Source organism: Mesorhizobium sp. WSM4813 (genome assembly GCF_055811555.1).
In genome coordinates, this window is the sequence record NZ_JBVVQU010000004.1 from 16,784 (window position 1) to 31,199 (window position 14,416).

The 14,416-nt window shown below is 63.4% G+C and carries 14 protein-coding genes and 2 pseudogenes; 11 read left to right on the forward strand and 5 right to left on the reverse strand.

The features are described 5' to 3' along the window. Positions 1 to 278 precede the first annotated feature (278 nt). From AC0L25_RS02930 to AC0L25_RS02940, 3 genes and pseudogenes are all read left to right on the forward strand, one after another. The gene (locus tag AC0L25_RS02930; protein ID WP_473594137.1) at positions 279 to 779 is read left to right on the forward strand and encodes a WD40/YVTN/BNR-like repeat-containing protein; all 501 of its coding nucleotides are present in this window, start codon (positions 279 to 281) and stop codon (positions 777 to 779) included. Continuing rightward, positions 746 to 1,138 carry a WD40/YVTN/BNR-like repeat-containing protein gene (locus AC0L25_RS02935; RefSeq protein ID WP_473594138.1) on the forward strand — a complete coding sequence of 131 codons (393 nt, stop codon included), beginning with the start codon at positions 746 to 748 and terminating at the stop codon, positions 1,136 to 1,138. Before AC0L25_RS02930 ends, AC0L25_RS02935 begins: the two co-directional genes overlap by 34 nt. 152 nt (positions 1,139 to 1,290) lie before the next feature. Then, a pseudogene (locus AC0L25_RS02940) lies at positions 1,291 to 1,500 on the forward strand (c-type cytochrome); the annotation flags it as partial. 144 nt (positions 1,501 to 1,644) lie between these two features. Here the strand turns inward: AC0L25_RS02940 and AC0L25_RS02945 are convergent. Both AC0L25_RS02945 and AC0L25_RS02950 read right to left on the reverse strand, forming a co-directional pair. Beyond that, on the reverse strand, positions 1,645 to 3,126 hold the full coding sequence (locus tag AC0L25_RS02945) for an ATP-binding protein (protein ID WP_473594139.1): 1,482 nt from the start codon (positions 3,124 to 3,126) through the stop codon (positions 1,645 to 1,647). Next, positions 3,123 to 3,842, reverse strand: a complete 720-nt coding sequence (locus AC0L25_RS02950; RefSeq protein WP_473594140.1) for a response regulator — start codon at positions 3,840 to 3,842, stop codon at positions 3,123 to 3,125. Before AC0L25_RS02950 ends, AC0L25_RS02945 begins: the two co-directional genes overlap by 4 nt. Positions 3,843 to 4,162: 320 nt before the next feature. Here AC0L25_RS02950 and AC0L25_RS02955 point away from each other — a divergent pair, with 320 nt between their 5' ends. From AC0L25_RS02955 to soxA, 6 genes and pseudogenes are all read left to right on the forward strand, one after another. After that, positions 4,163 to 4,633 carry a (2Fe-2S)-binding protein gene (locus AC0L25_RS02955; protein ID WP_473594141.1) on the forward strand — a complete coding sequence of 157 codons (471 nt, stop codon included), beginning with the start codon at positions 4,163 to 4,165 and terminating at the stop codon, positions 4,631 to 4,633. 11 nt (positions 4,634 to 4,644) lie between these two features. After that, on the forward strand, positions 4,645 to 6,819 hold the full coding sequence (locus tag AC0L25_RS02960) for a xanthine dehydrogenase family protein molybdopterin-binding subunit (protein WP_473594142.1): 2,175 nt from the start codon (positions 4,645 to 4,647) through the stop codon (positions 6,817 to 6,819). 206 nt (positions 6,820 to 7,025) lie between these two features. Continuing rightward, positions 7,026 to 7,484 carry a (2Fe-2S)-binding protein gene (locus AC0L25_RS02965; protein ID WP_352953302.1) on the forward strand — a complete coding sequence of 153 codons (459 nt, stop codon included), beginning with the start codon at positions 7,026 to 7,028 and terminating at the stop codon, positions 7,482 to 7,484. 3 nt (positions 7,485 to 7,487) lie between these two features. Further along, positions 7,488 to 9,644 carry a xanthine dehydrogenase family protein molybdopterin-binding subunit gene (locus AC0L25_RS02970; protein WP_473594143.1) on the forward strand — a complete coding sequence of 719 codons (2,157 nt, stop codon included), beginning with the start codon at positions 7,488 to 7,490 and terminating at the stop codon, positions 9,642 to 9,644. Beyond that, entirely contained in the window at positions 9,641 to 10,303 is a 663-nt protein-coding gene (locus AC0L25_RS02975; protein ID WP_473594144.1) for an Isoquinoline 1-oxidoreductase subunit, read from the forward strand. Before AC0L25_RS02970 ends, AC0L25_RS02975 begins: the two co-directional genes overlap by 4 nt. Positions 10,304 to 10,491: 188 nt before the next feature. Continuing rightward, positions 10,492 to 11,070, forward strand: a pseudogene (soxA, locus tag AC0L25_RS02980) (sulfur oxidation c-type cytochrome SoxA); the annotation flags it as partial. A 136-nt stretch (positions 11,071 to 11,206) separates the two neighbouring features. Here the strand turns inward: soxA and AC0L25_RS02985 are convergent. Continuing rightward, entirely contained in the window at positions 11,207 to 11,809 is a 603-nt protein-coding gene (locus AC0L25_RS02985; protein WP_473594145.1) for a cupin domain-containing protein, read from the reverse strand. 137 nt (positions 11,810 to 11,946) lie between these two features. On the opposite strand from AC0L25_RS02985, the gene AC0L25_RS02990 reads away from it, so the two are divergent. Then, positions 11,947 to 12,186, forward strand: coding sequence for a hypothetical protein (locus tag AC0L25_RS02990; RefSeq protein WP_027151810.1), 240 nt, complete (start codon positions 11,947 to 11,949; stop codon positions 12,184 to 12,186). Positions 12,187 to 12,396: 210 nt separating this feature from the next. Next, a complete protein-coding gene (gene dusA, locus AC0L25_RS02995; protein WP_473594146.1) occupies positions 12,397 to 13,392 on the forward strand; it encodes a tRNA dihydrouridine(20/20a) synthase DusA in 996 nt (331 codons plus the stop codon). A 4-nt stretch (positions 13,393 to 13,396) separates the two neighbouring features. Here the strand turns inward: dusA and AC0L25_RS03000 are convergent, their stop codons facing one another. Together AC0L25_RS03000 and AC0L25_RS03005 are read right to left on the reverse strand one after the other, a co-directional pair. Then, positions 13,397 to 14,101 (reverse strand): TIGR02281 family clan AA aspartic protease, encoded by a 705-nt coding sequence (locus AC0L25_RS03000; RefSeq protein ID WP_473594147.1) that lies wholly within the window; start codon positions 14,099 to 14,101, stop codon positions 13,397 to 13,399. A gap of 7 nt (positions 14,102 to 14,108) precedes the next feature. Next, the gene (locus AC0L25_RS03005) at positions 14,109 to 14,342 is read right to left on the reverse strand and encodes a DUF1289 domain-containing protein (RefSeq protein WP_095492971.1); all 234 of its coding nucleotides are present in this window, start codon (positions 14,340 to 14,342) and stop codon (positions 14,109 to 14,111) included. Positions 14,343 to 14,416 lie beyond the last annotated feature (74 nt).

Genomic DNA, 14,416 nt, shown 5'->3' on the forward strand with positions numbered 1-14,416 from the left:
CAGCTTCTCCTTGCCGGCGACAGGTCTGTTCGCTCGACCCGTCGTTTTTTCTCGCCGCCAAAGGAACGTTACGCCATAAAGCGATAACGTCAACTCGCGGCCGCCGCGCCTCTGCCTGTTTCGACCTCGCCGCAACCGCGATCGAATGCGGCAATCGGCGGCCCGGCTCCGCGTCGGTCAGACGGCGGGCTGGGCTGCGCAGACTCGTCAGATGCACCGCAATCCCGGTCCTGATATCATGCCCGTCATGATGCAAGGGCGAAGTTGGAGGCGGCGAGATGAAGCAACTCCTGGGAATTCTCGTCGCGAGTCTGATTGCGGCCACCTCGACCGGATCGGCTGCAGGAGCCGAGGCCGCCTCGGTTTCGCAACTGAAGGAGCATACCCACATCCACGGGCTGGCCGTAGACAGGGAGAATTCCGGCAAGCTCCTGATAGCGACCCACCACGGACTCTTTCGCGCCGGGTCGGACGGAAAGGCAGAGCTCATTTCGCCGGTGCAGGATTTTATGGGGTTCACGCCGGATCCATCCGACCCGAGGTCGCTCTACGCCAGCGGGCACCCGGCGGGTGGGGGCAATCTCGGGTTCATCGCCTCAGCCGACAACGGCGTTACCTGGAATCAGGTTTCGCCGGGAGCAAACGGCCCGGTCGACTTTCACCAGATGACGGTCAGCTCGGCCGATCCTCAGGTTCTCTACGGCGCCTATGGCCGCCTACAGGTGAGCCACGATGCCGGGAAGACATGGTCGGTGGTTGGACCGCTGCCGGAAAGCTGATCGACCTCGCCGCATCGGCAAAGGACGCCGACACGATTTACGCCGCGACTGAAGGAGGCCTGTCGGTCAGCAGGGACGGAGGTCAAACTTGGGAAACGATCGTCGATGGCGCGCCAGTCAGTCTCGTTGAGGTGACGGCCGACGGTTCCGTCTACGCGTTCGTGGTGGGACGAGGACTTGTCCGGTCCGCGGAGGCTGCTCTGAACTTCGCGCCCCTTTCCAGCGGCTTTAGTGACCGAATCCTGCTGCACCTCGCGGTCGATCCAACGGACAAGGATCGGATATTTGTCGCGTCTCACCAAAGCGACATCCTGGCCAGCACCGACGGCGGCGCCAACTGGACCGAACTCGGTCGTTGAAGCGGTGACACAGGGGATCGTAGGGTGATTGGAAAGCTGGCGCTTACGCTTGCTCTCGCCGCCTTGGTGGCGGTCTATGTGGTTCTCGTTTTCGGCGGCAAGTCGGGCGGGATCCTCAAGCCCGTGTCATCGTGCGCGGCGAGGCCGTTTACGTGGCGCATTGCGCCTCTTGCCATGGCAGGAACCTCGAAGGTCAACCCGAGTGGAAAGCGCAGGACAAGGATGGATTCCTTCCGGCGCCGCCGCACGACGAAAGCGGTCACACCTGGCACCACCCGGACACGCTGCTTTTCAGGATAACTAAACTCGGCGTTGCTGAAGCCGCCAACCTCAAGGATTACAAAACGCGGATGCCAGCTTTCGGGGGAATCCTGACCGACGCCGAAATCATCGCGGCTTTGTCCTACATCAAGTCGCGCTGGCCGGACGACATGCGCCGTCGCCACGACATTGATCGAATCGTGGCGCGACAGCGCGGGAGTTCCGATCGCGGGACGGATTTTCGGTCAAACCGGCAGGGATTGCAGTCCGGTCGGAGGGTTGGTCTCAGGCACAGGCGCCGGGGCAAGCTGCTTGGCCATGTCGATCAGCGGCAGCCGGATGACCGCACGAAGGCCGTTGCTCCGGTTTTCCAGCACGATGTCGCCGCCATGGTGACGGGCGATGGCGCGGGCAATTGACAGGCCGAGCCCGACGCCGCCGGTCTCCCGGTTGCGCGACTGCTCCAGGCGGAAGAAAGGGGCGAACACCTGTTCCATGTCGCCTTGCGGAATGCCGGGTCCGGCGTCCTCGACTACGATATCCAGGCTGTCGGCACTCCTGCCCAGACTCACCTTGGCCTGCTCGCCATATCGAACGGCATTTTCAACGAGGTTGCGAATCGCTCGGCGCAGGGAGTCCGGCCGGCAGCGATACAGCACCTTGGGCCCGTCACTGACGGTGACGTTTTGGCCCAGCTCTGCCAGATCGTCGCAGAGGCTGCCGACCAGCGCCGAAAGATCGACGGTTCGCGTCTCCTCCACCGCGGCGTCCTCGCGCGCAAAGGCGAGCGCTGCTTCCGTCATCGTCTGGATCTCCTCGATGGTCTTCAGCATCTTTTCCTGGAGATCGTGATCCTGGACGAACTCCGCGCGCAGCCTGAGTGAGGTCAGCGGCGTGCGCAGGTCATGGCTGATCGCCGCCAGCATGCGCGTGCGGTCCTCGACGAAGCGCTGCAGGCGCTCCTGCATGCGGTTGAACGCCTCGGCGGTCTGGCGGATGTCATCCGGCCCTGATTCCGGAAGCCGCGGCACGGCCTCACCGCGGCCGAACAGTTCAGCGGCATTGGCGAGCCGTCGCAGCGGACGCGCGATTGCCTGCGCCCCGAAAATCGCTATGGCGGACAGGATGAGTGCGGTGAGCGCCAGCGATATCGCCGATTGCGTCGTCCAGAAGGCGTTCGGCATCGCCTTGGCGTAGGCGGCATTCAGCCAGGTGCTGTCATCGAGGCGGACGGAAAGGCCCATGCCGTTTGGGGCGGCGTCCATATAAAGAAACTTGGCCGGCCGCGAGAAAGGCTTGCCATTGCCGGACAAATCCAGCATGCGCGGCGGCACGGAAGGGTCGGCGGCATTGACTGCGGTCGAGGCCTGCCCGTTCATGTAGGCGGCATATTTGCCGGCAATCCCGGGCAGCGGCTTGGCGAGCGCAGTGAAGGCTTCCTGCTGCCAGGCGAGGGGATTGCTCGGTCCATTGTCCGAGGTCCAGAAGCGCGTATACGCCGTGCCGCTGACATTGAGGATGTCGGGCCGAAGCGAGGGCGGCGTCGTGTCCAGCAGAAGCGCAAGCGAGGACGTGCGGCTGACGAACTCGCCCTTGGCCGCCGCGTGCAGGGCCTGTCCGCGCTCGTCCCACGAGATCAGGAAGGTGATCGCCTGCGACAGGGCGAGCGCAAGCAGCACCAGCATGAGGAAGCGGGCCGCCAGGCTGCGTCTCCACAACAGCATCATGCCTGGGCCACCTCGGCGGTGAAGCAGTAGCCGCCGCCCCAGTGCGTCTTGATCAGCATCGGACTCTTCGGGTCCGCCTCGATCTTCTTGCGCAGCCGACTCACCTGGTTGTCGACGGCCCGGTCGAAACCGTCGGCCGTGCGCCCAACGGTGAGGTCGAGCAACTGATCCCGGCTGAGTACGATCCCGACATGCTCGATAAAGGCGGTGAGAAGGCGGAACTCAGCCGTGCTGAGCGCGACCGCCACGCCGTCGAGCCCGACCAGCTCGCGGCGGCCGACATTCAGCGTCCAGCGGTCGAACCGCAGCGCGTTCGATTTGAGACGACCGCGCTGCGGCGGCAGGCTGTGGACGCGCCTGAGCACGGCCTTGATCCGCGCCAGCAGTTCCCGCGGATTGAACGGCTTTGTCAGGTAGTCGTCGGCCCCGATCTCGAGGCCGACGATCCGGTCGACCTCCTCGGCCATGGCGGTAAGGAAGATGATCGGAACGTCGACCGTCCCGCGCACGTGCCGGCAGGCGGCAATGCCGTCCTCGCCAGGCATCATGACGTCGAGGACGATAAGATCGGGCAGGCTGCGGTCGAGCAGCCGCTTGAGCGCGGCCGTGCTGTCGACGACGCTGACGCGATAACCTTGCTGGGTGAGGTATTTCCCGACGAGGTCGCGGATGTCCCTGTGGTCGTCGACGACCGCGATGTGCTGCGCCGCTTCCATACAATGCTCCAAAGCCGCCGCTGAATAGTCGGCCAGTATCGACGATTTCTAGTTTGCGTCTACACGGATGATCACCTTCCGCACCATCGCGGCAATCGCGCCGGGCATCAACAAAACGTGAGAAGTGTAACGAAATGTATCAGAGCGTTGCGCCTGCGACAGCTTGCGATGAACTGCCGCTGTCCAGGACAAGGTTCTGCGACAGCTTCCGCCTAACTTGGCCGTGTCGCTAGCCAGGACTTCCGGTCTTTGCCGCCAGGCCATGCCGCGCGGCATCCGGACGGCGGTCCTCGCCAGCCTTTGATCGAAAGGATTGCACAATGGCCAGATTGATCATCAACGGCACGCCCCGTGACATCGAGGTCGAGCCGGACACGCCGCTGCTGTGGGTGATCCGCGAGCAGATCGGGCTTACCGGGACGAAATACGGTTGCGGCGTTGCCGCCTGCGGCGCCTGCACCATCCATATAGACGGCGTCGCCACGCGCTCGTGCGTGCTTCCGGTGAGCGCGGTCGAGCCAGACCAGCAAATCACCACCATCGAGGGGCTTTCGCCGGACAGTTCACATCCGGTCCAGCAGGCCTGGCTAGCGCTTGATGTGCCGCAATGCGGCTACTGCCAGGCCGGCATGATCATGGCTGCGGCGGGTCTGCTCATGCAGAACCCGAACCCCGCGGACGAGGACATCAACGCCGAGATCACCAATATCTGCCGCTGTGGCACCTACAACCGGGTGCGCGCCGCGATCAAACTGGCCGCCAAAGGCGGCGAAGCCACGCAGCGCGGTTGAGGAGAACAGTCATGAACGCCATAATTTCCGTCTCCCGCCGCAGCTTCATCATCGGCGTCGCCTCCACGGCCGGCGGCTTGTCCCTCGGTTTCAACGTGCCGTTCATCAAGCCGGCACTTGCCGAGGGCAGCGGGGCGGCGCCGGAGATCAATGCCTGGGTGGTGATCAGGCCCGACGATACGGTGGTCATCCGTATCGCCCGATCCGAGATGGGGCAGGGGACGCTGACCGGCCTGGCGCAACTCGTCGCCGAGGAGCTGAACTGCGACTGGTCCAAGGTCACGACCGAATATCCGTCGCCGGCCCAGAACCTGGCGCGCGACCGCGTGTGGGGCAATTTCTCGACCGGCGGCAGCCGCGGCATCCGCGAGTCGCACGAGTATGTGCGCATTGGCGGCGCCGTTGCGCGCGAGATGCTGATTGCCGCCGCGGCCGCCGAATGGGGCGTGCCGGCCAGCGAATGCACCGCGAGGATGGGCGTGGTCACGGATGCAGCATCGGATCGCGCCACCTTTTATGGACAGTTGGCCGCCGCCGCCGCGCGGATGACGCCGCCCGCCAATGTTAACCTGAAGGACCCGAAGGATTGGACCATAGCCGGCAAGCCGCTGCCGCGGCTTGATACGGCCGACAAGCTCAACGGCAGCCAGATCTACGGCGTCGACCTCAAGCTGCCGAACATGCTCAACGCGGCGATCCGGGCCTGCCCGTATTTCGGCGGCAAGGTGGCGAGCTTCGACGCGGCGGCGGTGGCTGAAATGCCCGGCGTGCGCACTGTCGTTCAGGTCGACGAGACCGCCGTTGCGGTTGTCGCCGACACGTGGTGGCGGGCAAAGACCGCTCTCGATGCCTTGCCGATCGTCTGGGACGAAGGTCCCAACAGGCAGGTCACCAGCGCCTCGATCGCGGCGATGCTCGAAGAGGGGCTCGGCGCAAATGACGCCTTCATTGGCGCCAAGCAAGGTGACGCCGGTGCCGCCCTGTCCGCAGCCGGACGGACGGTCACGGCGACTTATGCCTATCCCTATCAGAACCACGCGACGATGGAGCCGATGAACGCGACGGCGCTCTGCACGCCGGAGCGCTGCGAGGTGTGGGTGCCGACCCAGAATGGCGAGGCGAGCCTTGCTGCAGCGGCCGAGGCCGCCGGCCTGCCGGTGCAGCAATGTGAGGTGCACAAGATCCATCTCGGCGGCGGCTTCGGCCGACGCGGCAACTTCCAGGATTATGTGCGCCAGGCGGTCAGCATTGCCAAGCAGGTGCCGGGAACGCCCGTGAAGCTCATGTGGTCGCGCGAAGAGGATATGCTGCACGGCGCCTATCACCCGACCACGCGATGCCGGCTGACGGGCGCGCTCGACGCAGACGGCAACCTGACCGCTCTGCACATGCGCATATCTGGCCAGTCGATCCTTGCCGCGGTGCGGCCGGAAGGCATGCAGAACGGCATGGACCCGGTCGTCTTCCAGGGCCTAGTCCTCAGCGGCACGGAAGGCACGCTTGGCTATACGGTGGACAATCTGCTTGTCGACCATGCCATGCGCAACCCGCCGATCCCGCCAGGTTTCTGGCGCGGCGTGAACCTCAACCAGAACGCGCTCTACGTCGAGTGTTTCATGGACGAGCTCGCCCATGCGGCCGGCGTCGACCCGCTCGCCTTCCGACGCAAGCTGATGGCCAATCATCCGAAGCATCTCGCCGTGCTGGAGGCGGTTGCCGAACGGATCGGCTGGGACACCCCGGCCGCGGCCGGCGTTCACCGCGGCCTGGCGCAGATCATGGGCTTCGGCAGTTACGTCGCGGCGGCAGCGGCGGTTTCGGTCACCGACGGGCAGCTCAAGATCCATCGTATCGTGGCGGCGACCGATCCGGGTCACGTCGTCAACCCCGCACAAGTGGAGCGGCAGGTCGAGGGCTCCTTCGTCTACGGCCTTTCCGCCTGCATTTACGGCGAGTGCACCGTCAACGGCGGCCGCATGGAGCAGGAGAACTTCGACAGCTACGAGGTTCTGCGCATGGCCGAGATGCCGGAGGTGGAGACGATCATAGTGCCGTCCGGCGGCTTCTGGGGCGGCGTCGGCGAGCCGACTATCGCAGTCGCTGCGCCGGCCGTCCTCAATGCGATCTTCGCCGCCACCGGAAAACGCATCCGCACGCTACCGCTGAAGAACCATGACCTCGCATGACATGAGGCGCTCGAAGAACAGGCGCGGTGGACGATCGTTCGCGCCCGTTCTGTTTGCGGGGCTCGTGGCCAGCGCGTCGGCATGGGCCGACGCGGCGCCCGGTTGCCACGCGTGTCCCCATTTATTTTTTTGACCTCCGGAGAAACAGCGCCAGATAACCGCCATGCAAAACAATGAGCGGTACGCAAATACGGAGGCTCAATCCCATGGTCAGCTTCACCTTAAACGGCCAAAACAGGACTTTCGACGGTGATCCCGATACTCCGCTCCTATGGGTCATCCGAGACTTCGAACGACTAATGGGCACCAAATACGGGTGCGGCATCGCACAATGCGGCGCTTGTACGGTTCATCTCGACGGCATGCCGCGCCGCTCATGCGTCACCCCGATATCGACCGTCGAAGGCTCTGAGATCACCACGATCGAAGCCGTAAGCGGAGTGGAGGCGGAAGCCGTCCGCAAGGCATGGATCGCGATCGACGTCCCGCAGTGCGGCTATTGCCAGTCCGGACAGATCATGTCGGCCGTAGCCCTTCTTCAATCCACGCCGAAGCCGACGGACGACGACATAAACGCCGCGATGACAGGAAACATCTGCCGCTGCGCAACCTACCATCGCATCCGTCAGGCGATCAAAGACGCCGCCGGCACTCTGGAGGGCTGAGCGATGACGATCCATCCAATCATCACCACACGCCGCGGCTTCCTCTCAGGCGCCGGGTTCGTCATCGGCTTCGCGCTAGCGCCGAAGGTTTTCGCCGCAGGCGTCATACGAGGTGATCCTGCGGGCGGCGCCGGCGACCTGATCGAGATGAACACCTTCGTCAAGATCGCCGCCGACGATACGGTAACGGTCCTGTCGAAACACATCGAATTCGGGCAGGGGCCATACACGGGCCTCGCAACCATCGTCGCCGAAGAACTAGATGCCGACTGGAGCCAGATGCGCGCGGTCCATTCGCCGGCTGACGACAAGACCTACGCCAACCTGGCCTTTGGATTGCAAGGCACCGGCGGCTCGTCTTCCATCGCCAATTCCTACGACCAGTTCCGCCAGGCGGGCGCTACGGTGCGCGCCATGCTGGTGGCGGCCGCCGCGGAGGAATGGGGCGTTCCGGCCGAAGAGATCACCGTGTCGAAGGGACGGATAAAGCATGCGTCGGGTAAGGAAAGCGGGTTTGGGGCGTTGGCCGACAAGGCGGCCGCCCGAACGCCGCCGGCTGAACCAAAGCTCAAGGATCCGAAAGATTTCGTGCTCATCGGCAAGGACCTGCCGAAACTCGACACGGTAGCGAAAACGACCGGCCAGGCCGTCTACACGCTCGACGTCCTTGCCGACGACATGCTTATCGCACTTGTCGCGCACCCCGTTCATTTCGGCGCAACGGTAAAATCGTTCGACGACACCGAGGCGCGCAAAGTCGCGGGCGTGGTCGACATTAAACAGGTGCCGCAGGGCGTGGCGGTCTATGCCGACAACACCTTCGCCGCGCTCAAGGGACGCGCCGCCCTCAAGGTGGACTGGGATCTCTCCAAGGCGGAGAAGCGCTCGACCGAGGCGCTCGCCGCTGACTTTGCCCGGAAATTCGGGGAAAAAGGCTTGGAGGCAGCGAACAGAGGCGACGTGGACAAGGCCTCTTCGGCCGACAGCGTGCAGAGCCTGGAAGCCGAAATCGTCTTTCCGTTCCTGGCCCATGCTCCGATGGAGCCGCTGGACGCCGTGTTCGTGAAAGCCGAAGACGAATCGCTCGACATCTACAGCGGCGCGCAATTTCCTGGCTCGGACGAGGCGACCGCGGCGAAGATTCTCGGCCTTGAGCCGTCAAAGGTGCGGCTGCACACGCAGTTCGCCGGTGGGAGCTTCGGCCGGCGGGCCCAATTCGGCTCGCCTTACATGCAGGAGGCGGCCGAAGTCTTCAAGGCGACGGACGGCTCGCGTCCGTTGAAGCATATGTGGACGCGCGAAGACGACATACGCGGCGGCTTCTATCGGCCCATGTATCTGCACAAGATGAAGGGAACGATCGACGCCGACGGCAAGATCACAGCCTGGGATCAGATCATCGTCGGCCAATCGATCCAGCAAAAGGCCGATCTGGACGAAACGTCGGTCGAAGGCGCGTCCAACCTTCCCTATTCGATCGATAATCTGCGCGTCGTCTCCCACAATGTGGAACTCACGGTGCCGCCCTTGTGGTGGCGTTCGGTTGGCCACACCCATACGGGCTTTGCGGTGGAAACCTTCGTCGACGAGCTTTTGCAGAAGGTCGGCAAGGATCCGGTCGAAGGCCGGCTGGCGCTCCTGGCGAACGAGCCCCGTCACGTCGGTACCCTAACGAGGGTCGCCGAGATGGCCGGCTGGGGCTCGCCGGTTCCCGAAGGGCATGAGTGGGGCGTCGCAGTGGTCAAAAGCTTCAACACCTATGTCGCGCAGATCGTCGAGATCTCGCGAGCCGACAGTGGAATACCACGCATCCACAAGGTCTGGTGTGCGGTGGACTGCGGCGTCGCGATCAACCCCAATGTCATCGCGGCGCAGATGGAAGGGGGTATCGGCTATGGCCTCGGCGCCGTGCTGTTTGACGAGATCACGCTTGGCGAAGGCGGCGAGATCGTGCAGTCGAATTTCCACGATTATCGCTCGTTGCGCATCGACGAAATGCCGGAGGTCGAGGTTGCCGTCATCGCCTCGACGGAGAAGCCGACCGGCGTTGGCGAGCCGGGGGTGCCTCCAATCGGTCCCGCCGTTGCGAATGCCTGGCGCCGTCTCACCGGCAACCCGGTTCGCCGCCTTCCGATCGTTCCAGCAGGCGGCGTGTCATGATGAGAATGGTCAAGTCCAAAGCCGCTTCGATCGGCCTTGTCGTGTCGGCATTGAGCCTGGCCGCGGTCGTTTCAACGATGTCGGTGGCTCAGGACCAGCCGGATGCCGCGGCCACGACGCTTCGGGCGGCGTCGGAGTTCGAGCCAATCGCCGACAATGCGGAGCGTTCTCGGGCGCTTTTCGAGGAAGCCGGCAAGGTGATCCAGCATCCACGCTGCGTCAATTGCCACCCGGCGGGCGATCAACCCCTGCAGGGCATGGAGATGCGCGTGCATGAGCCACCGGTGTCACGCGGCGAGGGCGACATCGGCATGCCCGGCATGATGTGCGGCACATGCCACGGAGCGGCCAATGTCGAGGTCGTTGGCCAGGCTGAAACGATCAAGAGCATTCCCGGCCATCCGCTTTGGCATGTGGCGCCGATCGAGATGGCCTGGGTCGGCAAGACACTGGGAGAGATTTGCCAGCAACTGAAAGACCCGGCGCGCAACGGCGGGAAGACCGTCGACCAGATCGTCGACCATATGGCCGAGGACAGTCTGGTGGGCTGGGGATGGGAGCCCGGTGCGGGACGCGAACCTGTTCCCGGTTCGCAGCAGGTTTTCGGCGAACTTATTCGTCGCTGGGCCGAGACCGGGGCGGATTGTCCCGCGCCATAGCGCCGTCGGCGGAGCGGAAGTTATGTGGAAGAAGTCAAACGTCCGCAGTTGGGCGCAATCTTCCTGTTCGTTCTGACAAGACGAGGAAGCCGGGGCACCTTTCAAAACGAGCGCCCACCAAATTCACCGTTTGTTCTCCCTTTGCGTGGTTTGGCGTACTTTCAACGCGATTCCCTCAACAGGCGGAGGGCAGGGCGGATGTCGCCTGCGCCGGCTGCCATGACGATGCCAGCCAGACGATCCGCGGCGTTGCCGCGCGCTACCCGGCCTTTGACGCGGTGACGGGACGGCCGATCGACCTTGCCGGGCGCATCAACTCCTGCCGCGCGGAGCGGCAGCAGGCCGAGCCGCTCGCGCCGGAGTCTGACGCGTTGCTCGCCCTGACGGCCTATGTGGCGCATCAGTCGCGCGGCATGCCAATCACACCGGCGACTGACGCCCGGCTCGCGCCGTTCCGCGACAACGGCCGGCGTCTGTTCCAGAGCCGCATAGGCCAGCTCGAGGTCTCCTGCGCCTCCTGCCACGACGACAACTGGGGCAAACGGCTCGGCGGCAGTGTCATCCCGCAGGCGCATCCGACCGGCTATCCGCTCTACCGACTAGAGTGGCAGACGGTCGGTTCGCTGCAGCGGCGCCTGCGCAACTGCATGATCGGGGTCAGGGCCGAGCCCTTCGCCTTCGACGCACCCGAACTCGTCGACCTGGAGCTCCACCTGACGGAGCGGGCCCGCGGCCTTCTGGTCGAGACACCGGCCGTCCGGCCGTAATGCCGGATTGCGGCTGGCCGTTCACCTGCCGCCGACGGACAGTTGAGCGCAACGGCGCTCGGCCGGTAGCCTGAGCTGCGCACTTCCCGCTCGTGCGTTCTGTACTTACTGAGTCTCCGATCGATCTGCGCCTGCTTCAGGTCTTCTTCCAACTTTGCAGAAGCGGGCCTTTGCTCCCATAGACGGGATCCTTGCGTGGACGACCTACCTTCCGAATCGTCACCAGCGCGCCATCATGCTCCTGGGCAGTCGTGCATTCGTCATAGGTCCCAAATGGAGGGTAGGCGCCGACAACTAGAAAATCGTCGGATGCCGAAAGGCATTGGTGCCCGGTGCCGGCCGGAAGAACCGCGACGTCGCCGGCCTTCAGTGACAGGGTTCGTCCCTTTTTGCCTCCAAACCGGACTTTGGCCGTCCCCGCCGCAACTCCAAGCACCTCATGTATTCGCGAATGGTAGTGAACGTAGTCGTAGATGCCATTCCGCCAGCTGTCCCCCCATCCATTGGCCTCGAAAAGCTCCTCCAAGACGGCTGCGGGATCAAATTCTTCGGGCAGCCTCACGGCGCCCCGATAGACGACAAGCGGCCAAAACGGATGATTGGGCACCAGGCCATCATCCTTGAACCAAAACTCATTTGCTTTTCGCCGCCTTATAAGATCGGTTACTTCTTGCCTGCCCGGTCTTGCGACACCGGTAACCTGCTCGATAGCTTTCTTGGTACTCTGCAGAATGCTCATGATGTAGCCTGCATTGCTGGTTGTCAGAGGACGATTCTTCATCCCGATTCAACCGGCTACATGCCGGTCGGTTCCGCTGCCTTTTGCCCCACGGCAATCCAGCCGGATTTGTTCGATGACCACAGGAGATATTCGGCATGAGTAACGTGGTAACGCTGCATGGTGACAAGCGCTGGAAAGCGGTTCTTGTTTACGGGCACCAGAATGGCCCGATTACGATCGAACATTATCTTGAAGAGATTTCCGAGCTTCATAACATCATCGAACATGGCCCGGATTGGAACACCCTGATTGCGTGCACGGTGACGATCAATCGTCCCGACGGTGGTGAGGAGCAGAACAGCGAGGAAAAAGAGGCACGCCGTGAACATCGGTGAGATCGCGGATAAGTTCATCCGAGCGGCCGAGATCGAGCGCGTCAGCCACTAGCATGTCGGGCCGCGTAGCGGGCGCGTACCATGGCCAGTTGGCTTCCAATTGCGGGGTAAAATCGCATATAGGGTCACGTTAGAGCGCGCGCACCTGTCAAATTACCCAATCATTCCAACCGGGCATTGGACGGACTGAGACAGAAAAAAGACGATGAAATGAATAAGATAAACCACAAACTTGCCGTTGCGCCGATGATGGATTGGACGGACCGGCATTGCCGGTTCCTCCATCGCCAGTTGACGCGCCGGGCATTGCTCTACACCGAGATGGTCGTCGCCGACGCGGTCATCCATGGCGAGCGCGAGCGCTTGCTCGGCTTCGATGATACGGAACATCCGGTCGCGTTGCAGCTCGGCGGCTCCGATCCGCGGAAGCTTTCCGAGGCGGCCCGCATCGGCGAAGCCTTCGGCTATGACGAGATCAACCTCAATGTCGGCTGCCCGTCCGATCGCGTCCAGTCGGGTACGTTCGGCGCCTGCCTGATGAATGCACCGCTCCTTGTCGCCGATTGCGTCGCGGCGATGAAGGCTTCTGTCAGCATTCCCGTCACCGTCAAATGCCGCATCGGCGTCGACGAGCAGGACCCTGAGCCGGCGCTCGATGCGCTGGCGAACGGAGTTTTCGCGGCCGGCGCCGACGCGCTGTGGGTGCATGCCCGCAAGGCGTGGCTGGAAGGGCTAAGCCCTAGGGAAAACCGCGACATCCCGCCACTCGACTACAACAGGGTCTATCGGCTGAAAGCCAAAAACCAACACAAATTCATCGGCATCAATGGCGGCATTCAATCGCTTGAAGAGGCGCTTGACCACATTGACCATGTCGATGGTGCGATGCTCGGACGTGCCGCCTATCACACGCCAGGCATTCTGGCGGACGTCGACGCGGCGTTTTACGGCGATGCACCCAACGCGTTCGATTTTGCCGCGCTGATCGATGCCATGGCGGATTATGCGGCACGCCATATTGAGCGGGGCGGGCGGCTTGGCCATGTCACTCGTCACATGGTCGGCCTGTTCCACGGTTTGCCCGGTGCGCGCCGTTACCGGCAGATCCTTTCGACCGATGCTACGAGGCCCGGCGCCGGACCGGATGTGCTGAAGGCGGCTTTCGCTGCAGTCGATTTCGGCGGGACGGACGCGGAAGCCGCCTGACTGTTCAATCGCGCAAGATCATGCGGTCGCCGCGCACGTCGAAACCGGACAGTGAGCCGATGAAATTCATGCCGAGCAGGCTCTGGCCGAGCATGCCGGGCGCGGCGATCATGACCGGCATGTCCTTGCGTACGATCCCGCCGATCGCCAATTCGTCGGTTCTCACGGCGGCGGCGCGCGCCATGCCGTTGGCAGTGGAAACCGGTATGGTGAAATTGAGAGCGGCTGGATTGAACCCGGCCGCTTGCGCGTCCTGCGCGGTCAGCACGGTGCTGGTGGCGCCGGTATCGACCACGGCCCGGACCGGCGTGCCGTTGACCATGATGCGCGCTTCGAAATGGCCATTGCCGGCCTTGTCCAGGGTCACCGTGGCATGGCCGTCTTCAAGCCCCAATGCCAGCGGACTGCCGGGAACAAGGCCGGCCGTTACCCGGCTGGCGAAATCCTGCAATTCATAACGATACTGGTAGCCGGCGATCAGTGCGAGCGCGATGACGCCCCAGGTGCCGAGATTGCGGGCCATCGCGCCCAAGGGTCTGCCTGATCTAAGCAGGCTGGCGCCGATGAGCGCGACCAATGCGCCAAGCCAGATCAGCTGGCTGAAATCGTAATTCTCGACGCCGAATGTGCTGCCCGCGGAATCGTTGAACATGAGCAGGACCACGCCTGCCCCGATCGCGATCATCAAAACCCAGAACAATCGGTTCATAGCTGGCTCACGAGAGAGCGTCGCGTTCGCGCGCGAGGCGGGTGCGGCGGGTTTCCCGGCGCGGTCTGCGTTCAACCGTTTCCAGCCGGGCCGGCAGCTCGGCCATGACGCTGCGGCGGATCTCAGGGGTCATCTCGATCCAGGCGCCGATTTCCTCGCGCGTGCGGCCGCAACCGAAGCAGAAGCCGGTTTTCATATCGATCGAACAGACCAGGATGCATGGGGATTCGATGGCCGTCATAATATTCTCTCAGGGTTCCGTCAGGAATCCCTTGTCTCGCCTCCACATGGTGTAACAGCAAAGTCAATGCAAGC